Genomic DNA, 25,239 nt, shown 5'->3' on the forward strand with positions numbered 1-25,239 from the left:
GTGACGAACTGCCGCAGTTCGGTACCTCATGCCGTCAGGCGCGCGGCTCGACGTACACCGTGCCCCCGAGCTCGATGAACTCCTCGGACTTCTCCTTCATGCCCACCTCGGGGTCGAGGCCGGGCTCGAGTGCCGACCCGAACCGCTCCCGCACGTCCTGGCTGATCTTCATCGAGCAGAACTTCGGGCCGCACATCGAGCAGAAGTGCGCGGTCTTGCTGGCCTCGGCCGGCAGTGTCTCGTCGTGGAAGGCCTCGGCCGTGTGCGGGTCGAGCGAGAGCGCGAACTGGTCACGCCAGCGGAACTCGAAGCGGGCCTTCGACAAGGCGTCGTCCCAGTCACGGGCCCGCGGGTGGCCCTTGGCGACGTCCGCGGCGTGCGCGGACAGCTTGTAGGTGATCACACCGGTCTTCACGTCGTCGCGGTTCGGCAGGCCGAGGTGCTCCTTGGGCGTGACGTAGCAGAGCATCGCGGTGCCGTGCATCGCGATGGTGGCCGCACCGATCGCCGACGTGATGTGGTCGTAGCCGGGCGCGATGTCGGTGGCCAGCGGGCCGAGGGTGTAGAACGGCGCACCCTTGCACCAGTCCTGCTGCAGCACGACGTTCTCCTCGACCAGGTTGAGCGGCACGTGGCCGGGCCCCTCGACCATCACCTGTACGTCGTACTTCCAGGCGCGCTCGGTGAGCTCGGCCAAGGTGCGCAGCTCGGAGAACTGCGCCTCGTCGTTCGCGTCCGCGGTCGAGCCGGGCCGCAGCCCGTCACCGAGGGAGAACGAGACGTCGTACTGCGCGAAGATCTCGCAGAGCTCGTCGAAGTGCGTGTAGAGGAAGTTCTCCTGGTGGTGCGCCAGGCACCAGCCCGCCATGATCGAGCCCCCGCGCGAGACGATGCCGGTGACGCGGTCTGCGGTCATCGGCACATAGCGCAGCAGCACACCGGCGTGGACCGTCATGTAGTCGACGCCCTGCTCGCACTGCTCGATGACCGTGTCCCGGAAGATCTCCCAGGTCAGCTTGTCGGCCTCACCGTTCACCTTCTCGAGTGCCTGGTAGATCGGCACGGTGCCGATCGGGACGGGGCTGTTGCGGACGATCCACTCACGGGTGGTGTGGATGTCGTCGCCGGTGCTGAGGTCCATCACGGTGTCGGCGCCCCAGGTGACCGCCCAGGTCAGCTTGTCGACCTCCTCGGCGATGGAGCTGGTGACCGCACTGTTGCCGATGTTGGCGTTGACCTTCACCAGGAAGCGCTTGCCGATGATCATCGGCTCGGCCTCGGGGTGGTTGATGTTGGCCGGGATGATTGCCCGACCGGCTGCGACCTCGCTGCGCACCAGCTCGACGTCGCAGCCCTCGCGGATCGCCACGAACTCCATCTCGGGCGTCACGATCCCGTTGCGGGCGTAGTGCATCTGCGTGACGTTCTTCCCGGCAATCGCCTTGCGGGGCTGGGGATTCTCACCCTGCCACTCCTCGGCGGCCGCACCGCGTCGTACGGCGGAGCGGCCGTTGTCGAGCAGCTGCGTCTCGCGGCCGTCGTACGCCTCGGTGTCGCCGCGCTCGACGATCCAGTCGGCGCGCAGCCCGGGCAGCCCGACCTCGGGCGCGGACCCGGGGCCTTCGGTGGCGTAGCGGTCGAAGGTCTCGCCGTTGGTCAGGTGCACGCGGGTCTGCGGCACCCGGATGTCGGGCCGCGGGCCGGTGACGTGGATGCGGCTGTGGGCGTCGTGAACGGTCATGGTGTCTCCTCGTGTCGGTGGTGCAGGGGGGTCAGGTGTGCGATCGGGCCGCGTCCGCGGCCCAGGTCCCAGCGACGGCTGAGCGCCAGCTGGGAGGAGGTGTACGCCGCCGCGCGACGGATGGCGGCCGGGATCGGCAGCCCGCGGGCGAGCAGTGCGGCAAGGGCAGCGCTGAACGTGCAGCCGGTGCCGTGGTCGTTGGTGGTGGGTAGGGCCGGGTGGCTCAGCGGCAGGGGTTCCTCGCCCGGGAGAGCGAGCCAGTCGGTGCAGACGAGTCCGGTGGCGGCGTCGCTCGCAGTCGGTTCGGGCACCCACTCCAGTCCACCGGTCAGCACCACCGCCGGCCCCAGCGCGGCGAGCTTGGCAGCCAGCTGGTCCGGCGCGCCCTCGCAGCCGAGCAGGGCCCGGGCCTCGTCGAGGTTCGGCGTGGTCACCGTGGCCACCGGAAGCAGGTGGTCGACGTACGCCGCCCGCACCGCCTCGTTCCCGAGCACGGCACCACTCGTGGCGACCAGCACGGGGTCGACCACCAGCAGCAGGTGGCCCAGTCGCTCGGCGACCAGGCGCACCGTCTCGGGAGAGCCGAGCATGCCGGTCTTCGCGGCGGCCACCGGCAGGTCGTCGAGGACGGCCTCGAGCTGCCCCGCCACCACGTCGTACGGCGGCACGTGGATCGCGTGCACGCCGGTGGTGTCCTGGGCGGTCACCGCGGTGACCACGAGCGCACCGTGTGTCCCATGGGCCGCGAACGTGGTCAGGTCCGCGGCCAGCCCGGCAGCTCCACCGGAGTCGGTGCCGGCCACCGACAGCACGACGGTCGGCGTCATCCGACCACCTCCAGCAGTCGCGCGACCGTCGCGGCCGGGTCGCCCGCGCGCATGATCTCCCCCATCACGGCGACCCCGTGAGCACCGGCGTCGCGTGCTCCGGCGGCGTTGTCGGACGTGATGCCGCCGAGCGCGTAGACCGGCACGCCGTGCCCGGCGTACGCCTCGGCCGCGAGCGGTGGCCCGTAGCCCGGCTTGCTGGGTGTGGTCGCGAACGGCGAGAGGGTCACGTAGTCGGCCCCGTCATCCGCTGCCCGGCGTACCTCCGCAGCCGTGTGGCAGGACCGCCCCACCAGCCCACCCCCGCCCGAGTAACGCGGGGTTATGGTCGCTTCACACGTGTTCTGACGCGTGTTCAGCGACCATAACCCCGCGTTACTGCCGGTGGGGAAGTGCCCGGCGGGGTGGGCGTGGGCGGGGAGGTGGAGGCCGTGGGCGGCGGGGTCCGGGATCCGGCTGCTGATCACGGTCAGGCCCGGTACGCCGACCAGGGCGCCGACCAGCGCGTGACGCGCGGGCGCAGGCAGGTCGTGCTCGCGTACGACGACATGGGTGAGCCCGGCATCGACGCACTCGGTGATCGTGCGGGCCAGCCCGCGACCGAGCCGCAGCTGGGACCGGTCGGTCAGCAGGATCAGCCTCGGCAGGGCGGTCATGCGATCCGCCCCCTCACCGGGCTGGAGGCGCGGGCCACCGAGCGCCGCGGGACCCGACCGGCCGACCGGGCTGCGAAGCCGGCCTGCACGCCGAGGGAGAGCGCCCGCGCCATCGCCACCGGGTCGTCGGCCCGGGTGACCGCGGTGGCCGCCAGGACGGCCGAGCACCCGAGCTCCATCGCCAGCGCCGCGTCCGAGGCCGTGCCGACCCCGGCGTCGAGCACCACGGGCACGTCGACGGCGGCGACCACGGCTTCGATCGCATGCGGGTTGAGCACGCCCAGCCCCGAGCCGATCGGCGAGCCCAGCGGCATCACCGCGACGCACCCGACATCGGCCAGGCGCCGAGCCAGGACGGGGTCGTCGGTGGTGTAGGGCAGGACCGAGAATCCCTTGCCCACAAGGGTCTCCGCTGCTTCGAGCAGCTCCACGGCATCGGGCATCAGGCTGGTCTCGTCGCCGATCACCTCGAGCTTGACCCAGTCGGTCTCCAGCGCTTCGCGGGCCAGCTCGGCGGTGAGAACTGCCTCTCGGGCCGAGAGGCAACCGGCGGTGTTCGGCAGGATGCGCAGGCCGCGCCGGGTCAGCACGTCGAGCAGTCCACCGGGCCCCGTGCTCGACGCGCGTCGCATGCTCACCGTGACCAGCGCGGGTGCGGCGGCGTCGAGCACGGGGTCGAGCAGGGACAGTTGCGGCAGGCCGCCGGTGCCGAGGAACAGTCGGGACGGCAGGGGAACTCCTGCGATGACGAGGCTCATCCGCCCTGCACCGCCGTCACGACCTCGACCACGTCGCCGTCCTCGAGGTGTCGTGTGGCGTGCGCGCTTCGCGGCACCACACTGCCGTTGACCGCGACGGCACTCCCGGCGCACGGTGCGAGCACGGCGACCGCACTCCCGGGGGGCAGGTCGGCGGCTTCTCCGTTGAGGGTGATCTTCACGCGTTGTCCTTCCTGTACGTCGAATCGCGCCCGTTCGGCGCATGGACGAGTCGGTCCGCGTCGACCCGCCCAGCGGCGAGGTCGAAGCGGCGAGGGTCGAGGGCGGGGTCGAGGTGCCCGGTCTCGAGGTGGTCGGCGACCAGGCGGGCGGCCAGGGGCGCGAGCAGCACGCCGTGCCGGAAGAAGCCGGCGGCCAGGACCACGTCGCTGCGACCCGGCGCCGGACCGACCAGCGGCAGGTTGTCCGGAGTGCCGGGGCGGTCGCGGGCGCACACCTCGACGAACGTGGCCCGGTCCAGGCCCGGCACCAGCAGTCGGGCGCCTTCGAGAAGCCGGGCGACGCCGCCGAGCGTCACGACGGGGTCGGCGTCGTGTTCCTCCGACGTGGCCCCGATGACCACGCCACCGTCGGCCCGCGGGACGACGTAGAGCGGCTCGCCGTGCACCCAACCGCGGATCGTCCGTGTCGGCGGATCGTCGGTGTGGGCCCGCAGGATCTCGCCGCGCACACCCCGCACGAGGTGCGACCAGGGCTCGGGCAGCCGGGCACCGGTGGCGATCACCGTGACGTCGTGATCCCCCACGTCCGCGACGTCCTGGGCACCTCCCACACGAGACAGGAGTGCCGCGACCACCGCGCGAGGATCGACGCTGTGGTCGTCAGGGAGAAGCGCGGCACCGGTCAGACGGTGCGACAGGGTGGGCTCGATCCGCCGCGCGGCGGACCCACTGAGCAGATCGACCGAGACGCCGACGGTGTCGAGCAGGGCGACCTGCCGCTGCACCTGCTGCAGGTCGCCGCCGTCGAAGCCGGCCAGCAGGGTTCCGGTGCGGTGCACGGGAACCCCCAGCCCGGCGGCGTACGACGGCCACAGCTGCAGGCTCGCCAGCCCGAGTCGCAGCAGGTCGAGATCGGTGTGCCACACCTCGCTCGACGGCGAGAGCATCCCGGCGGCGGCGTACGACGCACCGGCGCCCGGCGCGGGGTCGACCACGGACACCTGGTGCCCGCGGCGCAACAGCTCCTCAGCGCACGAGAGCCCGATGATCCCTGCGCCGAGCACGAGCACCCGCATCAGGCGACCGCGTTCACGAGTTCCTTCGCTGCCTGCACGGGATCGGGTTGTCGCCAGATCGAGCCGATGACCGCCACACCGTGGGCGCCGGCCGAGAGGACGGCCGGTGCCGTGGCCGCCGAGACCCCGCCGATGCCGATCAGCGGCAGTGGGCCGACACAGGCGGACAGGGCCGAGAGACCGAGTGGGGCAGGCAGTCCGGCCTTGGAGGTGGTCTCGAACAACGGTCCGAACCCGGCGTAGGTCGCACCGTCGAGAGCGGCCTGGTGCAGTGACGCGAGGTCACGGCAGGTGGCCCCGATGACCAGGTCGGGCGCCAGCCGTCGGGCGCTGGCCACCGGCAGGTCCGAGGCACCGAGGTGCACACCGTGGGCGCCGGCAGCCAGCGCCACGTCGAGCCGGTCGTTGACCACGACCATCGCGCCCGTGTCGAGCGCTGCCGCCACGCACGCCATCAGCGAGCGGGTGGTCGCGGACTTCGCCCGCACCTGGAAGCCGTCTACTCCCGCGTCGGCGAGAGCGGGCAGCAGGGACAGGTCGTCGGTCGTGTCGACCAGACAGAAAATACGTGCAAGCACGGAAATCGCTCCTCGCTTCCTGCGCCGGCATTACCCGGTTCAGGTTCAACGGTCAGAGCGGCTTCAGCCCCATCTCAGCCCGCTGCCGCGAGCACCCGTGGTGGAATGTGCTGCGACCATAGCGCAATCAGCAGGCCATGAGAACCGTGGGTTCAGTGGCCGGGCAGCGCGCCGTGCCCGCGCCAGCGCCTGCCCTCGCCGGGCATCGGCTTGCGCACGACCGTGACGCCGCCCATCAGCGCGAAGCCCTTGACCCGGACGATCGGCGAGTCCGGACCGAGCTGGGCCTCGACACGGTCGCGGCCCTGGCTGAAGTCGCCCATGATGCCGAAGCCCTCGACCACCACGACGGTGAACGCGTTGACGATGACGTCGATGCCGCCCATCACCGTGTTGGCGATGATCGTGGTCTCATGCTCGGTGAGGATCGCCTGGCGCAGGTCGATGTCGATGCCGCCCATCATCGCGAAGGCGGTGTGCGTGCCGTTGACCTGCCAGACCCCACGGCGGTCCTGGCCGCCCATGATCGCCAGCGACGACCGGTGCACGGGGGCACGCACGTTGGCCGGAAACGACGCCGCTTGGCGTACGGGCTCCTGTGGACGGACCGGCTCGACGCCCTTCATCGGCAGGTCCGCGGTGATCGGCACGAGGTCGGCGTACACCTTCGCGGCGTACGTCGCGTCGAGCCGCTCGTCGAGCTCGTCGAAGTCGAGCCGTCCCTCGGCCGCGGCGTCGCGCAGCACCTCGGCGACCTTGTGACGGTCGGCGTCAGAGATGCGCATCTCGTGGGGTCCCGGCGTGCCCTCCATGCCCGTCAGACTAGCGGCCGCACCCTCATCTGGTCAGTGCCCGGCAGCGGGCCGGAGCGCACTGGTCCCAGGCCCGCAGGCGACGCATGAGCTCGCGCGCATAGGGCTTTCGGTGGTCCTGGGCGAACACGTTGCGGTCCTCCCACGGCACGTCGTAGCGGTAGAGCTCCCAGGCGTAGCGGGTGCCGCGCCACGAGTTGTCGAGGTCGAAGCGCACCAGCAGCCCACGACGCCCACGCACCGCGATGTACGACGGCACGAGGTCGGTCATGCCACCGGTCTGACGATCGGCATCGACCTCACCGGGCCGCGACTTCGACCAGGTGTGCTCGAAGAACGCGAACCGCCCACCCGGGGCCCGTCGCGCGCGCAGGCTGGCCTTGAGCGAGGAGCCCGAGCGGTACTCCGGGCTGTCCAGGCCGGCCAGCGCCTCGAACGTCGGGGCGAGGTCGATGTTGTTCACGAACTGGCCACGCCGGCCCGGCGCCACTCCCGGACCCACCACCACCAGGGGCACCCGCACGTCCGAGTCGTAGGGCGTGCCCTTGCCCCCGTTGAGCTGGTGCTGGCCGAGATGGATGCCGTTGTCGGCGGTGAGGAAGACATACGTGTTCGGGCCGACCTCGGCACGGACCCGGCCGATCAGCCGGTCGATGGACTGCACCATGCGGGCCCGGTTGCGGTAGTGGCCCAGTGCCGCCCGGTCGGTCAGCGTGATCCGGTTCGTCCGCCAGGCAGGAGCCGGCGCGGTCCGTCCGTTGCGACGCAGGTAGGTCGGCGCGTTGTCACGCCGCGGGTCGCCGTACCCCAACAGGTCGCGCAGGCTGAGGGACCCGCACGCCTTGAGCCCACAGTTGCCGTTGGCCAGGCCAGCGCGCGGGCGGTCGCGGAACGCCGGCGGGAAGGTCGGGCTGTTCCGGTAGGCCTTGCGGAGCTGGCCGTGCGAGCCGTAGGTCGCGATCTCGAGGAAGTACGGCGCCGCGTCGTCACGGTGCCCGCGGATGAACCGCACCGCCTTGGCCGCGGTCACGTTGGTGGCGTAGTGGCTGTCTCGCACTCGTCGGGGCGCACGCAACGGCGGGATCGGGTGGTTGCGCAGCCGCAGGTTGCCGTCCTGGTCCAGGTAGGTGGAGCGGAACCCCCAGCCGTTGTACCCACCGCCGAGGATGGCCTGCCAGTCGTCCCACCCGGGAACCTTCGGCGGCGCCACGGTGTGCCCGTCGACGTCACGTGCCTCATACAGGTTGAGGAACTTGCCGATGAACCCCGTGGTGTAGCCACTGCCCTGGAGGGCCACGCTGAACTGCTTGCCCGGGTTGTCGTGCGCGACGAACGCCGGGTAGCCGCCGACGGCCAGCGAGCCGTTGCGCGTGTTGGTCAGCACTCCGGTCTGGTGCGGCGCCTGGCCGGTCAGCAGGGCAGCACGCGAGGGGCAGCACAGTGAGTCCACGACGTAGGAGTTCCGGTACGACGCTCCCTGACGCACCATGCGCTGCGCGTTCGGCATCGTCGAGAGGAGCTCCATGGAGAAGTCGTCCATCAGGATCAGCACCATGTTGGGGCGCCGGTCGCCGGCCGCACCGGCCGACGAGGGCTGGCCGGCACTCTGGCCAGCCGACGAGAAGGGACCCATCACGAGGGTCACGACGAGCAGAAGTGTGCCGAGGACGCCGCCCGAGAACCTGTACCGCATTCTTAAAACCCTTATCTGTAGTGACTTACTACAGTTTCACACACGGCAGTGACGAATCCCCGACCGGGTCCATCCTTCGGCGAGCCGCCCGAGGGGTCAGTCGGAGCGGTTCAGCCCGCGGCGGTCAGCCCGTCGGACCCGAGGAAGCCCGAGACCGCCACCGCGGCACGACGTCCGGCCCGGTTCGCGCCGATGGTGCTGGCCGAGGGTCCGTAGCCGACCAACTGCACTCGCGGGTCGGCCACCGCTGTGGTGCCGTCGAGGCGGATGCCGCCGTACTCGCTGCGCAGGTGGAGCGGCGCGAGATGCGAGACCGCCGGCCGGAAGCCGGTCGCCCAGAGGATCACGTCGACAGCCTCGAAGGTGCCGTCCTCCCAGCGCACGCCGTACGGCTCGATCCGGGCGAACATCGGGCGCCGGTCGTAGGCGCCCAGCCGCTCGGCCGCACGCTCCTGCTCGCGCAGCACCAGACCGGTCACGCTGACCACGCTGCGGGGCGGCAGCCCTCGGCGGACCCGGTCCTCGACCATGGCGACCGCGGCCCGACCGATCTCGGGGGTGAAGTCGTCGGTGCGCCAGATCGGCTCCCGCCGGGTCACCCAGACGGTGTCCGCGATCGGAGCCAGCTCACCGAGGAACTGCACGGCCGAGGCGCCACCACCGACGACAAGCACCCGCTTCCCGGCGAGGTGCTCCGGGCCGGGGTAGTCGGCGGTGTGCCACTGCTCCCCCGCGAAGGTCTCGATGCCCGGGTACGCCGGCACGAACGGCCGGGTCCACGTGCCGGTGGCGTTGACCAGGGTGCGGGTGAACCAGTGGCGCGGGCCGGCGGTCACCCGCAGCAGCCCGTCGTCGTCCTCCACACGTTGTACGTCGACCGGGCGGATCACCGGCAGTCCGTGCGCGCCCTCGTAGTCGGCGAACCAGGACGGGACGACCTCGTTCGCCCGGTCGTGCGACCGACCGGGCGCCGGCGCGTCGGGCAGGTCCGCGACACCGTGCACGTCGGCCATCGTCAGCGAGTCCCAACGATGCTGCCAGGCCCCGCCCGCCTGCGGATTGGCGTCAAGCACGACGTGGTCGATGCCGAGGCGGCGCAGGTGGAAGCTCGTGGAGAGCCCCGCCTGCCCGGCGCCGATCACGAGGGAGTCGAGGATGTGCACACCCACGTCAACGCCCGACGCCCGGCGGTTATGCCGTGCCGCGGGTCAGGACCGCTGGCCCATCACCCAGGTGGCCACCTGGGTCCGTGAGCGCACTTCCAGCTTGGCCAGGATCCGCTCCAGGTGACCGTCGACGGTGCGGTTGGAGATCACCAGCTGCTCGGCGATCTGCCGGTTGCTCAGTCCCTCGGCGACCAGCTCGGCCACCTGCTGCTCGCGCTTGGTGAGCGGACTGTCCCGGGGGCTGTCGGTGGCGACGGCAGCGGTGCCGAGCCCGAGCATCACCGCCCCCACGCGGTCGAGCCCCCGTTGCGCCTCACGCAGCCGCTCGGCCTGCGGGTGCCCGATCGCGGCGTCCACGTGCGAGACGATGCGCCGACTGTCGGCGCTGATGTCGGGCCCGAAGGCGTCGATGTCGGTGCCGAGCAGTCGCCACACCGCTGTGGCCGCCCCGAAGAGGGCAGCCGAGTTCTCGAGGTGGTCGTTGGCCGCCGCGATCCATGACGTGAGCTCGAGGGTGAGCGCGATGCAGATCCCGTCCTGGAAGTCGCGTTGAAGCTCCAGCGCCTCGACCGCAGCCGCCCTGGCCGAGACCTGGTCGCCGAGGCGCCAGTGGCACATGCCGGCGATCCACAGGGTGTAGGCCCGGCACCAGCCCTCGCCGCGCGGCGCACTCAGCGCGAGCACCTCACGGCACGTGGCCAAGGCCTCGGTCGGCCCCACCTCGAAGTACTCCGCCATCGCCAGCTGGAACATCGCGGTCTGGGCAGCGGCATCATCGCCGACCTTCTCGAACGTGACCAGCGCACGCCGGAACGCCGCGATCGCGGGACCGAGGTTGCCACTGAACAACCCATGGATCCCGGTCCAGGCGTCCACGTGCGCCAGCAGGTGCTCGTCCTCGAGCTCCAGCGCCAGGGCACGACCATGCTCGAGATGGACGCTCCCCGCCTGACGATCACCCTGGATGAGGCAGACCCACGCCGCGACCCACAGCGCCGCTCCGTGCTCCGGGGTCCGTCCGAGATCGAGGGCCAGGATCCGCTCCAGCCAGCGCCGTCCGTCGCTGAGGAAGCCGCCGGCGATCCAGTGGTAGCGCAGCAGCGAACCGAACGCAGCCGCCTGCTCCTCCTCTCCCGTGGTGGTGGTCGACCACTCCAGGCCCGCGAGCACGTTGGCGTGGTCGCGCCGCATCGCCGCCAGGGCCGCCGGCTGGCCCAGCCCGCACCAGGCCGCGACCATCGACTCCGCACGGGCCAGGTAGTGGTCACGATGCCGACGGCTCAGCTCGTCCGCCTCGCCGGACTGGTCGAGCTTCTCCGCGGCGTACTCCCGCATCGTCACCAGCATGCGATACCGCATCTCGGCACCGCCGGACTCCGCGATGACGATCGACTTGGCGACCAGCTGGTCGAGCACGTCCAGCAGTCGCTCCGGCGCCAGGTTGTCGAACCCGCACACAGCCTCCGCCGCGGCCAGGTCGAGGCTTCCGCGGAACACCGACAACCGGGCCCACAGGAGCCGCTCCTCCGCACCGCACAGCTCATGGCTCCAGTCCACCAGGTCCCAGAGCGCCTGGTGTCGCGGTAGACGGCCCCTGACGTCACCCTTCAGCAGCTGGAACCGGTGGTCGAGCCGCTCCAGCAGCTGGCTGACCGACAGGCTGCGCAACCGGGTGGCCGCGAGCTCGATCGCCAGCGGGAGCCCGTCCAGCGTCGCGCACAGCCGCTCCACGTCGTCGTGATTGGCCTCGGTGACGGCGAAGTCGGGAACCTGGTGTCTGGTGCGGTCCACCAGCAGCCGCACTGCCTCGGGCAGATCGAGCGGTCCGACCGGGAAGACCTGTTCGCTCGCCAGGCCCAGCGGTTCCCGACTGGTGGTCACGATCCGCAGCGCGGGCGCCACGTCGAGCAGCTCGGAGACCAGGTCCGCCACCTCGTCGAGCACGTGCTCGCAGTTGTCGATCACCAGGAGCATCGCCTTGCCGACCAGGTGCCGGCACAGCTGCTCCAGTGGCGTGCGGGTCGACTGGTCCGCGACTTCGAGGGCAGACACCATCGCGGGCGCCACCGCCGCGGCTCCGGCCAGGCTGGCCAGGTCGACGAAGACACCGCCGTCGGCGAAGAGGTGCCGGGTGCGCTCGATCAGTTCGAGGGCCAGCCGGGTCTTGCCGACGCCGCCGGTCCCGGTCAGCGTGACCAGCCGTGAGGAGCCCACCAGCGAGCGCACGTCGCGCAACATGTCGTCACGGCCGATGAAGGTCGTCAGCCGTTCACCGGTGCCGGGGCTCATGCTGGGAGACCTTAGTCGCGCACTGTGACCCGTGCCACGCTCTGCCCACCCGCGGGAGGAAACGGGTGGGCGAACGGGTGGTTCCACCCGCGCCCCGGCCGTGTGACCGCGGTCACGATGGCGCTCCGCCGACTGGAGGAGAAACCATGACCCAGGACCAGACCCACGACGTCATCGTGGTCGGTGCCGGATTCGCCGGCATCTACGCCATCCACAAGTTCCGCGACCAGATGGGCCTCGACGTCCACGCCTTCGATGCCGCCAGTGACGTCGGCGGCACCTGGTACTGGAACCGGTACCCGGGCGCCCGGGTCGACATCGAGAGCGTGCACTACTCCTACTCCTTCGACGAGCAACTCCAGCAGGAGTGGCACTGGAGTGAGCGCTACCCGGCGCAGCCCGAGATCCTGGAGTACCTCAACCATGTCGCCGACCGCTTCGACGTACGCCGCGACGTCACGTTCGACACCCGGGTCACCTCGGTGACCTGGGACGACGACGCGAGCCTGTGGCGGGTCACCACCGACGACAACCGCGAGCACACCGCACGGTTCTTCGTCTCCGGCGGCGGCACCCTCTCGGTCCCCAAGACCCCGGACTTCCCCGGCATCGAGACGTTCGCCGGCCGTACCCTGCTGACCGGCAACTGGCGCGAGGACGTCGACCTGTCCGGCCAGCGGGTCGGCATCATCGGCACCGGTTCGAGCGGGATCCAGGCGATCAGCGAGATCGCGAAGGTGGCCGACTCCCTCACCGTGCTGCAGCGCACCCCCAACTTCGCGACCCCTATCGGCAACTACGCCACCGACCCGGCCGAGGAGGCCACCGAGAAGGCGAGTTACGCAGAGCTCCGCGCAGCGTCACGCAACCACTTCCTCGGCGTGCCGTACTCCGACGTACGGCCGTCTGCCCTCGCGGTGAGCGCGGAGGAGCGCCGGGCGATCTTCGACGACCGCTGGGACCGCGGCGGCTTCCGCCTCTTCATCGACAGCTTCGCGGACGTGCTGCTCGACCAGGACGCCAACGACACCGCCGCCGACTACATCCGTTCGCGGATCCGCGAACGGGTCACCGACCCGACCACCGCTGACCTGCTCTCCCCCACGACCTACCCCTACGGGACCAAGCGACCCCCGCTGGAGACGGACTACTACGAGGCGTTCAACCGCGACAGTGTCTCGCTGGTGGACGTCGCCGCGAACCCGATCGCCGCGGTCGTGCCCGAGGGCGTGCGACTTGCCGACGGTTCGGTCCACGAGTTCGACGTGCTCATCCTGGCCACCGGGTTCGACGCCTGCACGGGCCCCCTGCTGGCGATGGACATCACCGGGCGTCACGGCGTACGGCTGGCCGACGAGTGGGCCGACGGCCCGCAGACCTACCTCGGCGTCACGGTGCACGGCTTCCCGAACCTGTTCATGGTGACCGGCCCGCAGAGCCCGTCGGTGCTCTACAACATGCCGTTGGCGATCGAGGACCACATAGACCTCATCGGCGACACGATCAGCTACATGGCCCAGCACGGCCACCACGTCATCGACGCCAGCGAGCAGGCGCAGGACCAGTGGGTCGCGGAGACCACGGCCATCTCCGAGATGACGCTGCTGCCGAAGTCGGCCTCGTCCTGGTACATGGGTGCCAACATCCCCGGCAAGCCGCGTCGCGTCCTCGTCTACCTGGGCGGCGCGCCGCGCTACCGGGCGATCTGCGAGAACGTGCAGGCGCACGACTATCGCGGGTTCCGGTTCGCCGAGACCTCACGACAGCTGGACGGTGCCGGCTGCTCGCGGGCGCTGGACCCGTCGGTGATGTTCGTGGTCCAGGCGCTCAAGGACCAGCAGTTCACCGGCTTCCGGGCGGTAGGAGTCGAGGGCACCCGCGCGGTCGTGGAGTCCTTCGTCGAGATGCAGGCCCCGAAGAAGGAGGTCGCTCGCGTCGTCGAGGCGTCGTACGGCGAGCACGCAGACCAGCGGGTGCGCATCTACACGCCCGAGTCCGACGGTCACGAGAAGCCGGTGCTGGTCTACCTGCACGGTGGCGGCTTCGTCGGCGGCAGCCTCGACGTGGCCGACGAGCCGGCCCGTGACCTCGCGGTGCGCACCGGAGCGATGGTGGTGTCCGCGACCTACCGCCGCGCTCCGGAACACAGGTTCCCGGCCGCCCACGACGACGCGTACGCCGCCCTGCTGTGGACGGCGGAGAACATCGCCTCCCACGGCGGTGACGCTCGTCGCATCGCCCTGGCCGGCGACTCGGCAGGTGGCACCCTCGCCGCCGCCGCTGCGCTCCGGGCCGCGAAGGACGGCCCGGAACTGTCAGGCCTGGTGCTGGTCTACCCGTTGGTCAACGCCAGCATCGAGACCGCGTCCCGTCAGGAGTTCGCCACCGACCACATCATCGGGCTCGACGACCTTGCGTGGTTCGGCGAGCAGTACGTCGGGTCGCCCGACGACCTGGCCGACCCGCGCCTGGCCCTGGACACCGCGGACCTGTCGGGACTCCCGCCGACGTTGGTGATCACCAATGAGTGCGACACCCTTCGCGACGAGGCCGAGCTGCTCGCCGCGAAGATCGCCGAGAGCGGCGTCGACACCCGGGTGGTGCGGTTCGACGGGCTGGCCCACGGCGTCTTCTGGATGTCGCTGGCCGTGGCCCGATGCAATGACCAGCGGGCTGCCGCCGCGGACTTCCTGGTGCGTCAGCTCGACCGGGTGCCCGCCGGCGTCTGACCCGGTGGCGGCCGGGCGGTGGCGACACCCACCGCCCGGTCACCGGCACATCTCAGCGGGACAGTGCCCGGCAGACCGCGGGGCGGCACCCGTCGAAGCGTTCGATGCGCCGCTTGAGGTCTCGTACCCAGGGCTTGGCGTGGTCCTCGGCGAAGACGTTGCGGTCCTCCCACGGCACGTCGTAGCGATAGAGCTCCCACGCATAGTCCGTGCCGCGCCAGTCCTTGTCGAGGTCGACGCGCACCAGCAGCCCGCGGGCACTGCGCACCGCGATGTAGGACGGCACGACGTCTGTCGACCCACCGGACTCCTTGTCCGGGTCGAACTCGCCGGGGCGCGCCCTCGACCAGGTGTGCTCGAAGAAGACGTAGCGCCCGCCCCGGGCCTGCGGTGCCCGGAGGCTGGCCGCGAACGACGTGCCGGACCGGAAGGCCGGACTCTCCAGGCCGGCCAGCTCCTCGAAGGTCGAGGCGAGGTCGATGTTGCTGACGAACTGGGACCGACGGCCGGGCACCACGTCGGGCCCGACGACGGCGAGCGGCACCCGTACGTCGGAGTCGTACGGCGTGCCCTTGCCGCCGTTGAGCTGGTGCTGGCCGAGGTGGATCCCGTTGTCGGCGGTGAGCACGACGTACGTGTCCGGGCCGACCTCGCGTCGCACGCGGGCGATCAACCGGTCGATCGACTGCACCATCTGGACCCGGTCGCGGTAGTGCCGCAGCGCCGACTTGTCGGAGAGGATGATCGGGTTCGTGCGCCAGGCCGGTGCCGGCGCCGTTCGCCCGCCGGGACGCAGGTAGGTCGGCGCGTTGTCGTCGCGCGGGTCGTCGTACCCCAACAGGTCGCGCAGGCTCAGGGAGCCGCAACGCTTCAGGCCACAGTTGCCGCCGTCGAGGTCTCCGCGGGGAGCCCGGTCCCGGAAGGCCGAGGGGAAGGCGGGACTGCCCGGGTAGGCCTTGCGGATCTGGGCGTGCGAGCCGTAGGTGGCGATCTCGAGGAAGTACGGCGAGGTGTCGTCGCGGTGATCGCGCAGGAACCGCACCGCCATGTCGGCAGTGACGTTCGTGGCGTAGCCGCGGTCACGCTCCTCGTGCGAGGCGTTCCGCGGTGGCTTGGCGTGGGTGCGCAACCGCATCGTGCCGTCCTCGTCGAGGTACGTCGACCGGAAGCCCCAACCGTTGTAGCCACCGCTGAGGATCGCCTGCCAGTCGTCCCAACCGGGCACCTTGGGCGGCGGGACGATCTTCCCGTTGACCCGGCGCACGTCGTAGACGTTGAGGAACTTGCCGATGAACCCTGTCGTGTAGCCGCTGCCCTGCAGGGCCACGCTGAACTGCTTGCGCGGGTTGTCGTGCGCGGCGAACGCCGGGTAGCCACCGACGGCGGGCGTTCCGTTGCGGGTGTTGGTGCGCACCCCGGTCTGGTGCGGCGCCTGCCCGGTCAGCAGCGCGGCCCGCGAGGGGCAGCACAGCGAGTCGACCACGTAGGAGTTCCGGTACGCCGCCCCCTCGCGGACCATGCGCTGCGCCTCGGGCATCGTCGACAACAGCTCCATGGAGAAGTCGTCCATCAGGATCAGGACGATGTCGGGACGATCGTCCACGCGCTGTTGGGAGATCGTGGCGTCGTCCCGAACGGCCGCGGGACCGCGCGTCGGCAGGCCGCCGAGCACCAACGCGACGAGCAACAGCACGCCGCAGGACGCAGCGGCTCCCCAGGACCTGCGCCCCATTGTTCTCCCCCGATGTTTCTGCAGTCTTTCACTGCATTTTGGCAGGAGACTACCCACGCGCGCAGCGGAATCGGGCATCGACCGGCCGGAGCCGGCCATGCGATCAGCGGCTCAAGGACCTGCACACTGCCGGGCGGCACCCGTCGAAGCGTTCGATGCGCCGTTTGAGGTCCTGCACCCACGGCTCGGCGTGGTCTTCCGCGAAGACGTTGCGGTCCTCCCACGGCACGTCGTAGCGGTAGAGCTCCCATGCGTGGTCAGTGCTGGTCCAGGCGTTGTCGAGGTCGAATCGCACCAGCAGTCCGCGGGCACTCCGCACGGCGATGAACGACGGGATGATGTCGATGGTGCCGCCGGACCCCTGGTCCGTGTCGACCTCGCCGGGCTGGGTCTTGGCGTAGGTGTGCTCGAAGAACGCGTAGCGCCCGCCGGCCACCTTCGGCGCGCTCAGCGACCCCGCGAACGAGTTGCCTGCCCGGAACGCCGGACTCTCCACTCCGGCCAGCGCCTCGAAGGTGGGCGCCAGGTCGATGTTGTTGACGAACTGGTTGCGCGCGCCGGGCTGGACGTCGGGACCGACCACCACCAGCGGAACCCGGCTGTCGCTGTCGTAGGGCGTGCCCTTGCCGCCGTTGAGCTGGTGCTGGCCGAGGTGGAAGCCGTTGTCTGCCGTGAGGAAGACGTAGGTGTTCGGACCGACCGCCGCGCGCACCCGCGCGATCAGCCGGTCGATCGACTGCACCATCCGGGCCCGGTCTCGGTAGCGGGTCAGCGCCTGGTCGTCGGTCAGCGAGACCTCGTTGGTGCGCCAGGCCGGTGCGGGCGACGTACGCCCGTCGCGGTGCAGGTACGTCGGGGCGTTGTCGGTGCGGTCGTCGCCGTACCCGACGAGGTCGTCGAGGGTGAGGTCACCGCAGGCGGCGAGGCCGCAGTTGCCGCCGGTCGGATCGCCGGCCGGCGCGCGGTCCGCGAACGCCGAGGGGAACTGCGGGCTGTCGGGGTAGGCGGCCTGGAGCTGGCTGTGCGGTCCGTACGTCGCGATCTCGAGGAAGTACGGCGCGTCCTCGTCGTCGTGGCGCTCGATGAAGTCGATCGCCTTGTCTGCCGCGACATTCGTGGCGTAGCGCTGGTCGCGGGCCTCGACGGGCTGGGTCAGCGCCGGCTTCGGATGGTTGCGCAGCTGCACGTCGCCGTTGTCGTCGAGATAGGTGCTCTTGTAGCCCCACCCGTTGTAGCCGCCGCCGAGGATCGCCTCCCAGTCGCTCCATCCCTGCACCTTCGGGGGTGCGACCAGCTCACCGTCGACGGTCTTCGCCTCGTAGCGGTTCATGAACTTGCCGATGAACCCGGTCGTGTAGCCGCTGTCCTGCAGGGTCACGCTGAACTGCTTAGCGGTGTTGCCGTACTGCTCGAACGCCTCGTAGCCACCGATCGGGTTGTCCGGATCGTTGGGCGTGTTGGTCAGGACGCCGGTCTGGTGCGGGGCCTGGCCGGTCAGCAGGGCCGCCCGCGACGGGCAGCAGAGCGAGTCGATGACGAACGAGTTGTCGTACGACGCGCCCTCGGCCTTCATCTGCTGCGCAGTCGGCATGGTCTCCAGGAGCTCGGTGGAGAAGTCGTCCATCAGGATGAACACGATGTTGGGGCGGGCCTCGGTCTCATCGTCCGGTGGGGCGCTGCCCGCGGTCGGCGCCGCGCCCACGAACGTGGCGAGTGCGAGCACGGCCGTCCCGAGGATCGCTGCCACTGTTCTCTTCTTCACGCAAAGCCTCCAAAGTCACCCGAGTCACTATACTTTTATCACGAGTTTGGCGGAGCCGTGCGCTGGGGAGCATCGCGACATGCCCCGTCGCCACATCTCCACCCTGGTCGCCGTCCTCGCGGTGCTGCTCCTGAGCGGCTGCTTCGGTGACGACGAGGAGGAGGCGCTGTCGGCACTCCCCCGGGTCGAGCGCGCCGCGCAGACCAACCCCGACCGGAACGCCGTCGAGGTGGCCGAGAAGGCCGCCGCCCTCGACCCGTGCGCGCTGTTACGGGCGGCCGATCCAGCGGGCGCGCGTACGACGGGAGCCGTCCCGCAGGCCGACAAGCCCCACTCCTGCTGGATGTCCGACAGCTCGGTCAAGGCCGACGTCTACACCCTCCTGAGCGAGACGCAACGGCACCGACTGGCCCGACGCGACCTGGCCGGCACCGTCTCCTACCGAGCCGACCTGGACTCCGGACAGTGCCTCGTCCACCTGCCGATCAGTCACACCCGCGCCATCAGCTTCAGTGGACTGGCACCGTGCGCCACCGTGACGGCGTACGCCGAAGCCGCCGCCGGCCTGCTGCAGGGCCACCCCGCGCGAGCCACGCGGCCGCGAGGGCTGCAACGCGCCGCGACCTGCGACCTGATCGAGCGGGCCGGCCGCACCCCGGTTCCCTACGAGGGCGCGACCAACTACACCGTGCTCGACCGGTGCCAGGACAAGGAGTCAGGGGCCGATCTCGAGCTCCGGTACCGCAGCACGGACGTGCAGGACTACCAGACGACCCACGAGGTGGCCGGGACGACGGTCCGCGCGAACGGCGACAGCACCGGCTGCTACCTGGAGTGGACGCTCGGCGAGGCTGACGTCGCCGTGCGTGACGGGGACAAGCTCGTCGCCTTCGTGACCGCCGAGTCGTGCCAGCGGGGCCTCACGTTCGCCAGGGCCCTGATCCCGACGGCGACGAAGGTCCCGTCCCCGGACCGCGATCCGGTCGACCTCCTCCATGCGTGGGACGAGGCGGACACGTCTGCGGTGGGTGCCTGCGTCGACATCCAGGACCAGGCAGAGCTGGAGTGTGCTCCGACCGAAGACGCCGACGTGCCGGACAACCGCCGCGACCTCATCATGGAGGCCGAGGCAGACCCGAACGTGCTGTGCGCCGCGGCGACGCCCGTCGTGCGCGAGCACTTCGGTGACTCGTTCACCGGCGTGACCACGGTCGCGCCCCCGAACAGCCTGGTGTTGGCGGCCGACGATGCTCGCGACGGCACCACACAGTGCTCCTTCGCAGATCCGACGCACACCCTGGAGATCTCGGTCGTCATCACCACTGACTCGACGGTGAAATTCCGCGACGGGGACGAGCTCGGCGGTCACCCGGCCCACGTCAACAGGGACGAGGACGCACGGTCGTACGTCGTCGCACGCGACGCCATGGGCGAACCCGGCCTGCTGGCCGTCGACCTGAGGGTCTGGCCGGCACGAGGCAGCGGGATCTACCGAACCTCGAGCGGTGCTCCCGCTCCGGCGGACCGGAAGCCCCTGGAGGCGGCTGACGCCTTCGTCTCGGATCTCGCCAGGACGCTCCTCTGATCCGGAGTCAGGACCGCCCGCCGACCGGAGTAATCTTGACGTCCGTGGCCACCGAACCTGAATTCCGCTATTCCGACCTGCTCCCGACCGGCAAGGACGACACGCCCTACCGGCTGATCACCACCGAGGGCGTCTCCACGTTCGAGGCGAACGGGAAGACGTTCCTGCAGGTCGACCCCGAGGCGATCCAGAAGCTGACCGCGGAGGCGATGCACGACATCAGCCACTACCTGCGCCCGGCCCACCTCGCGCAGCTGCGCAAGATCATCGACGACCCCGAGGCGTCGGGCAACGACCGCTTCGTGGCCACCGACCTGCTCAAGAACGTCAACATCTCCGCCGGCGGCGTGCTGCCGATGTGCCAGGACACCGGCACCGCGATCGTGATGGGCAAGAAGTCCGAGGGCGTGCTCACCGGCGCCGACGACGGCGAGGCGATCAGCAAGGGCGTGTACGACGCGTACACCAAGCTGAACCTCCGCTACTCCCAGCTCGCACCCCTCACGACGTACGAGGAGAAGAACACCGGCACCAACCTGCCGGCCCAGATCGAGCTCTACTCCACGGCCCAGGGTGAGAAGGGGCCTGAGTACAAGTTCCTCTTCATGGCCAAGGGTGGCGGCTCGGCCAACAAGTCGTTCCTGTTCCAGGAGACGAAGGCGATCCTGAACCCCAAGCGGATGCTGGAGTTCCTCGACGAGAAGATCCGCTCGCTCGGCACCGCCGCGTGCCCGCCGTACCACCTGGCCGTGGTCATCGGCGGCACCAGCGCGGAGTTCGCGCTCAAGACCGCGAAGTACGCGAGCGCGCACTACCTCGACAACCTGCCGACCGAGGGCACGATGAGCGCCCACGGTTTCCGCGACCTCGAGCTCGAGGACGAGGTCTTCAAGCTCACCCAGTCGTTCGGCATCGGTGCGCAGTTCGGCGGCAAGTACTTCTGCCACGACGTCCGCGTGGTCCGGCTCCCCCGCCACGGCGCCAGCTGCCCGGTCGCGATCGCCGTGTCGTGCTCGGCCGACCGCCAGGCGCTGGGCAAGATCACCGCCGAGGGCGTCTTCCTCGAGCAGCTCGAGACCGACCCGGCGAAGTACCTGCCCGAGCCCAGCGAGGAGCAGCTGGCCGCGGCCGACGACGTCGTGAAGATCGACCTCACCCAGCCGATGAGCGAGATCCTCGCCGAGCTGGCCAGGCACCCGGTCAAGACCCGGCTCTCGCTGACCGGCCCGCTGGTGGTCGCCCGCGACATCGCGCACGCCAAGATCAAGGACCTGCTCGACGCCGGCGAGGAGATGCCGCAGTACCTCAAGGACCACCCCGTCTACTACGCCGGCCCGGCCAAGACGCCCGAGGGCATGCCGTCGGGCTCGTTCGGTCCGACCACGGCGGGCCGCATGGACTCCTACGTCGACCAGTTCCAGGCGGCCGGTGGCTCGATGGTGATGCTGGCCAAGGGCAACCGCAGCAAGCAGGTCACCGAGGCGTGCCACACCCACGGTGGTTTCTACCTCGGCTCGATCGGCGGGCCCGCGGCGCGCCTGGCCCAGGACTGCATCAAGGACGTCTCGGTGCTGGAGTACGAAGAGCTCGGCATGGAGGCGATCTGGAAGATCGAGGTCGAGGACTTCCCTGCCTTCATCGTGGTCGACGACAAGGGCAACGACTTCTTCACCGACCCGTCGGGCGCGGTGAACATCCCGATCTCGGGCATCCGGGTGCGTTCCAAGGAAGACTGACCGGCGGACGTGGACGACTGAGGGCCTGAGGGAACGCCGGGCGGTCGCCGTACGTTGGCTGGGCAGGCAACGAAAGGAATCCCCCATGCAGTGCCCCACCGACGGCGCCACCCTCGTGATGAGCGAGCGCAGCGGCATCGAGATCGACTACTGCCCGACCTGTCGCGGCGTCTGGCTCGACCGTGGCGAGCTGGACAAGATCATCGACCGGTCGATGACCCAGGCTCCTCCGGCCCCCGCCGCACCTGCTCCCCCGCAGCAGCGGTACGACGACCGCGACCGCTCGTCATCGTCGTACGACCGAGACCGCGACCGTTCCTACCAGCAGCAGCCCTACCGCAAGAAGAAGAAGGAGAGCTGGCTCAGCGAGCTCTTCGACTGATCCGGCCGCCCCGGCATGCCCAGTGTGCCGGGCACCGGCCCGGTCAGGCCCGACCGCCGAAGAACACCTGTATCTCGGTGATCAGGCCGTCACGCACCGTGATGAGCTCGGTGTTCCGGTAGCGCTCCCCGGTCGTCAGCTCGTACTCGTACATGAGGAAGACCCCGCCGTCGCCGGCTTCCACGACGTGGAGGACCTCCTGTGAGGTGAACCGGTCGGCGGTCGGGAAGCACACCTCGAGGTAGGTCGCCTTGTCGATGTGGTCGTCCTGGGGACTCGTGAACGTCACGTCGTCGGCCAGCAGCCCGGTGGCCGTCGGCAGGTCCTGGGCCCGGAAGGCACCCAACATGGCGCGGACGGTCTCCGTGTTCGACAGGGTCATCCTTCGAACCTACTCGCCCTGGCCGCGGTGCTTGGGCGGGTGAGCGAGAATCAGGAGCGTGACCCTCCAGCGACTCCCCCTGCTCCGCAGCCTCGGCACGCGACCTCCCGCCGATGCGTTCGCGGACTCCCCGCAATACCGCGACGGGTCCTTCCACAACAGTCGACCATCCCTCATGGTCGAGGAGACGAGCCGGGCCTCGATCGCCCGCGACTTCGCCCGGAAGGGCCGCACGGGCAGGCCCAGCGGCCCGGTCCCGCTGGCCACACCCGCACTGCCGGCGACGGCCGACCAGTGCGCCGCGACCTGGCTCGGCCACGCCACCGTCCTGCTCGAGGTCGGCGGCCACTGGGTGCTGGCCGACCCGGTGTGGAGCGACCGTGTCTCGCCCGCGTCGCGCGTGGGTCCGCGCCGGCACCACCCGGTGCCGCTGGCGCTGCGTGAGCTGCCGCGGCTGAGTGCGGTGCTCATCTCGCACGACCACTACGACCACCTCGACACCGGGACCATCGAATGGCTGGCCCGGCACCAGGAGGTCGTCTTCGTGGTGCCGCTCGGCATCGGCAGCCACCTGCGCCACTGGGGAGTCCCGGAGCAGCGCATCGTCGAGCTCGACTGGGGCCAGTCGCACACCGTCGACGACCTCGTCCTCACCTGCACCGAGGCACAGCACTTCTCCGGCCGACTCTTCGCCCCGAACCCGACGTTGTGGTCGTCGTGGGTGGTGGCCGCCGGCGAACGGCGGGTCTTCTTCGGAGGGGACTCCGGCTGGACCGACGCGTTCGAGGCCATCGGGTCGGCGTACGGCCCCTTCGACCTGACCGTGCTGCCGATCGGCGCCTACGACAAGCGCTGGCCCGACGTCCACATGGACCCTGCCGAGGCACTGCGCGCGCACCGGGTGCTCGGCGGCAACGCGCTGCTGCCGATCCACTGGGCCACGTTCGACCTCGCCTTCCATCGTTGGGCCGAGCCGATCGAGTGGCTGGTGCGCGAGGCGGACGGCGTGCGCGTGGCGGCGCCGATGCCCGGCCAGAGGTTCACCCCGGACGACGCGCTGCCGATCGACGCGTGGTGGTCCGGACCGGGGCGCTGACGGGCCCGGAGATCAACGCAGCGGACCCTCGTGGAAGTGGTCCAGCGCGGCCATCATCTTCGGCTGGAGCGCCTCAGGGTTCTTGATCGGGCTCGGTGCGATCACCGACACCGACGTGTAGACGCCGTCAGAGCAGGCCTGCGCGTTGATGCTGAGCGGCTCGTCGGGTGACGGCACGACGTTGACCACGTTGTTGGATCCCTCGGGTCGGCCCTGGATGTCGACCACCATCGTGGTGAACAGGTCGCAGGCCTGGTCGGGGTCGAGCCCGTCACCCGACTCGAGCAGGTCGAGTCCCTCCTGCAGCTTGGCCTGGTTCTCCGCGTCGTCGAGGAGGCCCTGGTCGATCACCTGCCTGATCGCCACCTTCACCGTGCGCGCCCAGACGTCAGCCGGCGTGATCGACACGTTCAGCTGGCTCAGGTCGCCGCTCAGCCTGGCCACGCACGTGGGCGAACCCGCGACCGTCAACAGCCGCACCTCGTCGGGCGTGGCGATCGCGCGGACCTCGTCGGCGTCGAGCAGTGCCTCGCAGTCGTCGTCGCTCTGCGCCATGCCGCTGTCGTCCGTGGGCTCGGTCGGGATCTCCGTCGTCGACTCCGTCGGTGAGTCGGACGAGGAGGCCGCGGACGCCGGGTCGCCGGCGCGCCCGGAGGCCCCCTGGTCGTCGGAGCACCCCGCCAGGAACAGGGCTGGTACGACGAACGCGGCGAGAAGGCACTTCATGGGGACATCCTGCCCGTCCGACGCACCCGCCACACCCGACGGCCAGTCGCATCCGCCAGAGTGGACCCATGGATTCCGTCGAGATCGCGCGCCACGAATCCCCGCGCGGCGAGGTCGTGCTGCGCGAACGCCGCGAGGACAACGCCCCTACCGTGCTGGAGCTGCGGGTCAACGGCGTGTTCGTGATGGACACCCTTGAGACCAGCAGTGAACGAGCCCTGGCCACCGCCGCACTCGGCCTGGTCGACCGCCCGGGCAGCGTGCTGGTCGGCGGACTCGGGCTGGGCTTCACGCTTGCCGAGGTGCTCGCCGATCGCCGCGTGGAGTCCTGCACCGTGGTCGAGCTGGAACAGTCACTGGTCGACTGGATGCGCGACGGCACGATCTCGCACGGCCCCGCGCTGCTGGCCGACGAACGCCTCGACGTGGTCGTCGCGGACGTCGCCACCGCGTTGGCCGAGGCGGACGATTCGGCGTACGACCTGGTCCTGCTCGACGTCGACAACGGCCCCGACTACCTCGTGCACGACGCCAACGAGGCGATCTACCTGCCGCCGTTCCTGCAGGCCGCACGTCGGGTGACCCGTCAGGTGCTGGCCATCTGGTCGGCGGCCGAGACCTCCACGCTGCAGACCGCGATGACCGAGGTGTTCGGCAACTGCGAGCCCCTGTCGTACGACGTCCAGCTCGGCACGCGCGAGGAGAAGTACTGGCTCTACGTCAGTCGAGTCTGACTAGGAGCCGATGCCGGGGAGCGTGGCCAGCACGGCAGCCCACTGCGCCAGGTCGGCCTTGCGGCGCTGCAGGTCGCTGCGCAACAGGGCACCGAGGCCGACGCCGCGGGTCAGATCGATGGTCAACCGCACCGACTCGGCGGCCCGCGGCTCCCTCCGGTCGACCTCCAGCAGCTCGGCGGTGGTGCGGAACAGCTCGCGACTGAAGCGCTGCTCGAGTGGCAGCACCAGGGCGCGCAGCCCCGGGTCGGTGGCGGCGGCGACCCACAGCTGGGTGGCCGCCCGCCCGAAGCGTCCGGCCCACATGTCGGTGAGCAGCTCGACCACGGCCAGCGGCCGGTTCCCTCCCTCGGCGAAGTGCGCCTCCTGCTCGCGCATCTCGCGGGTGAGCTCGTCGGTGACCGACTCGACGGCGGCACGCACCAGGTCGTCGCGGGTCGCGAAGTGATGCTGGGCCGCGCCGCGGGACACGCCCGCGCGCGCGGCCACCGCCACCACCGTGGTGCCCGACCAGCCGACCTCGGCGAGGTTGTCGATGGTGGCGTCCAGCAACCGCTGCCGGGTGGCCCGAGATCTCTCCTGCTGCGGCTGGCTCAT

Annotated in this window: 22 protein-coding genes and 1 riboswitch; of the genes, 6 read left to right on the top strand and 16 right to left on the bottom strand. The window is 70.5% G+C overall.

Going from position 1 to position 25,239, the window contains the following annotated elements; all coding sequences use genetic code 11:
• Positions 1 to 34 precede the first annotated feature (34 nt).
• The 11 genes from thiC to ASH02_RS12075 form a co-directional block, all read right to left on the bottom strand.
• Complete coding sequence (gene thiC / locus ASH02_RS12025) at positions 35 to 1,741, bottom strand: phosphomethylpyrimidine synthase ThiC (RefSeq protein WP_056681443.1); 1,707 nt, start codon at positions 1,739 to 1,741, stop codon at positions 35 to 37.
• Positions 1,738 to 2,568 (bottom strand): bifunctional hydroxymethylpyrimidine kinase/phosphomethylpyrimidine kinase, encoded by an 831-nt coding sequence (gene thiD, locus ASH02_RS12030; RefSeq protein WP_056681444.1) that lies wholly within the window; start codon positions 2,566 to 2,568, stop codon positions 1,738 to 1,740. Before thiD ends, thiC begins: the two co-directional genes overlap by 4 nt.
• On the bottom strand, positions 2,565 to 3,224 hold the full coding sequence (locus ASH02_RS12035; protein ID WP_056681445.1) for a thiamine phosphate synthase: 660 nt from the start codon (positions 3,222 to 3,224) through the stop codon (positions 2,565 to 2,567). Before ASH02_RS12035 ends, thiD begins: the two co-directional genes overlap by 4 nt.
• Positions 3,221 to 3,982, bottom strand: coding sequence for a thiazole synthase (locus tag ASH02_RS12040; protein WP_056681446.1), 762 nt, complete (start codon positions 3,980 to 3,982; stop codon positions 3,221 to 3,223). The genes ASH02_RS12035 and ASH02_RS12040 overlap by 4 nt, the downstream gene beginning before the upstream one ends.
• Positions 3,979 to 4,164 carry a sulfur carrier protein ThiS gene (gene thiS / locus ASH02_RS12045; RefSeq protein ID WP_056681447.1) on the bottom strand — a complete coding sequence of 62 codons (186 nt, stop codon included), beginning with the start codon at positions 4,162 to 4,164 and terminating at the stop codon, positions 3,979 to 3,981. Before thiS ends, ASH02_RS12040 begins: the two co-directional genes overlap by 4 nt.
• Positions 4,161 to 5,240 carry a glycine oxidase ThiO gene (gene thiO / locus ASH02_RS12050; RefSeq protein ID WP_056681448.1) on the bottom strand — a complete coding sequence of 360 codons (1,080 nt, stop codon included), beginning with the start codon at positions 5,238 to 5,240 and terminating at the stop codon, positions 4,161 to 4,163. The genes thiS and thiO overlap by 4 nt, the downstream gene beginning before the upstream one ends.
• Positions 5,240 to 5,818, bottom strand: a complete 579-nt coding sequence (locus ASH02_RS12055; RefSeq protein WP_056681449.1) for a thiamine phosphate synthase — start codon at positions 5,816 to 5,818, stop codon at positions 5,240 to 5,242. Before ASH02_RS12055 ends, thiO begins: the two co-directional genes overlap by 1 nt.
• A riboswitch (TPP riboswitch) is annotated at positions 5,817 to 5,927 on the bottom strand. It overlaps the preceding gene by 2 nt.
• Positions 5,928 to 5,970: 43 nt before the next feature.
• Positions 5,971 to 6,630: a DUF1707 SHOCT-like domain-containing protein gene (locus tag ASH02_RS12060; RefSeq protein WP_056681450.1), complete on the bottom strand. Its 660-nt coding sequence runs from the start codon at positions 6,628 to 6,630 to the stop codon at positions 5,971 to 5,973.
• A gap of 25 nt (positions 6,631 to 6,655) precedes the next feature.
• On the bottom strand, positions 6,656 to 8,323 hold the full coding sequence (locus ASH02_RS12065; protein WP_056681451.1) for a sulfatase-like hydrolase/transferase: 1,668 nt from the start codon (positions 8,321 to 8,323) through the stop codon (positions 6,656 to 6,658).
• 110 nt (positions 8,324 to 8,433) lie between these two features.
• Positions 8,434 to 9,486, bottom strand: a complete 1,053-nt coding sequence (locus ASH02_RS12070; RefSeq protein WP_056681452.1) for an NAD(P)-binding domain-containing protein — start codon at positions 9,484 to 9,486, stop codon at positions 8,434 to 8,436.
• Positions 9,487 to 9,531: 45 nt separating this feature from the next.
• Complete coding sequence (locus tag ASH02_RS12075) at positions 9,532 to 11,778, bottom strand: ATP-binding protein (RefSeq protein ID WP_056681453.1); 2,247 nt, start codon at positions 11,776 to 11,778, stop codon at positions 9,532 to 9,534.
• Positions 11,779 to 11,924: 146 nt separating this feature from the next.
• Between ASH02_RS12075 and ASH02_RS26370 the strand changes: the two genes are divergently transcribed.
• A complete protein-coding gene (locus ASH02_RS26370; RefSeq protein ID WP_082563777.1) occupies positions 11,925 to 14,507 on the top strand; it encodes a flavin-containing monooxygenase in 2,583 nt (860 codons plus the stop codon).
• Positions 14,508 to 14,559: 52 nt separating this feature from the next.
• On the opposite strand, the gene ASH02_RS12085 is transcribed toward ASH02_RS26370, so the two are convergent.
• Together ASH02_RS12085 and ASH02_RS12090 are read right to left on the bottom strand one after the other, a co-directional pair.
• Positions 14,560 to 16,239 (bottom strand): sulfatase-like hydrolase/transferase, encoded by a 1,680-nt coding sequence (locus ASH02_RS12085; protein WP_162250954.1) that lies wholly within the window; start codon positions 16,237 to 16,239, stop codon positions 14,560 to 14,562.
• A gap of 103 nt (positions 16,240 to 16,342) precedes the next feature.
• Positions 16,343 to 18,001 carry a sulfatase-like hydrolase/transferase gene (locus tag ASH02_RS12090; RefSeq protein ID WP_156388505.1) on the bottom strand — a complete coding sequence of 553 codons (1,659 nt, stop codon included), beginning with the start codon at positions 17,999 to 18,001 and terminating at the stop codon, positions 16,343 to 16,345.
• Positions 18,002 to 18,080: 79 nt separating this feature from the next.
• Here ASH02_RS12090 and ASH02_RS12095 point away from each other — a divergent pair, with 79 nt between their 5' ends.
• The 3 genes from ASH02_RS12095 (at position 18,081) to ASH02_RS12105 (ending at position 21,704) form a co-directional block, all read left to right on the top strand.
• Entirely contained in the window at positions 18,081 to 19,586 is a 1,506-nt protein-coding gene (locus ASH02_RS12095) for a hypothetical protein (RefSeq protein ID WP_056681456.1), read from the top strand.
• Positions 19,587 to 19,630: 44 nt separating this feature from the next.
• Positions 19,631 to 21,322 (top strand): fumarate hydratase, encoded by a 1,692-nt coding sequence (locus ASH02_RS12100; RefSeq protein ID WP_200949831.1) that lies wholly within the window; start codon positions 19,631 to 19,633, stop codon positions 21,320 to 21,322.
• Positions 21,323 to 21,407: 85 nt separating this feature from the next.
• Positions 21,408 to 21,704, top strand: coding sequence for a TFIIB-type zinc ribbon-containing protein (locus ASH02_RS12105; RefSeq protein WP_056681458.1), 297 nt, complete (start codon positions 21,408 to 21,410; stop codon positions 21,702 to 21,704).
• A gap of 43 nt (positions 21,705 to 21,747) precedes the next feature.
• On the opposite strand, the gene ASH02_RS12110 is transcribed toward ASH02_RS12105, so the two are convergent.
• Complete coding sequence (locus ASH02_RS12110) at positions 21,748 to 22,086, bottom strand: nuclear transport factor 2 family protein (RefSeq protein ID WP_056681459.1); 339 nt, start codon at positions 22,084 to 22,086, stop codon at positions 21,748 to 21,750.
• Between the two features lie 58 nt (positions 22,087 to 22,144).
• Here ASH02_RS12110 and ASH02_RS12115 point away from each other — a divergent pair, with 58 nt between their 5' ends.
• Complete coding sequence (locus ASH02_RS12115) at positions 22,145 to 23,182, top strand: MBL fold metallo-hydrolase (protein WP_200951143.1); 1,038 nt, start codon at positions 22,145 to 22,147, stop codon at positions 23,180 to 23,182.
• Between the two features lie 12 nt (positions 23,183 to 23,194).
• Here ASH02_RS12115 and ASH02_RS12120 read toward each other — a convergent pair whose 3' ends face one another.
• Positions 23,195 to 23,908: a hypothetical protein gene (locus ASH02_RS12120; protein ID WP_056681461.1), complete on the bottom strand. Its 714-nt coding sequence runs from the start codon at positions 23,906 to 23,908 to the stop codon at positions 23,195 to 23,197.
• A gap of 68 nt (positions 23,909 to 23,976) precedes the next feature.
• Here ASH02_RS12120 and ASH02_RS12125 point away from each other — a divergent pair, with 68 nt between their 5' ends.
• A complete protein-coding gene (locus tag ASH02_RS12125) occupies positions 23,977 to 24,642 on the top strand; it encodes a hypothetical protein (RefSeq protein WP_056681462.1) in 666 nt (221 codons plus the stop codon).
• On the opposite strand, the gene ASH02_RS12130 is transcribed toward ASH02_RS12125, so the two are convergent.
• Positions 24,643 to 25,239 (bottom strand): TetR/AcrR family transcriptional regulator, encoded by a 597-nt coding sequence (locus tag ASH02_RS12130; protein ID WP_056681463.1) that lies wholly within the window; start codon positions 25,237 to 25,239, stop codon positions 24,643 to 24,645.

The organism is Nocardioides sp. Soil796 (assembly GCF_001429525.1).
In the GTDB taxonomy this organism is placed as follows: Bacteria; Actinomycetota; Actinomycetes; order Propionibacteriales; family Nocardioidaceae; genus Nocardioides.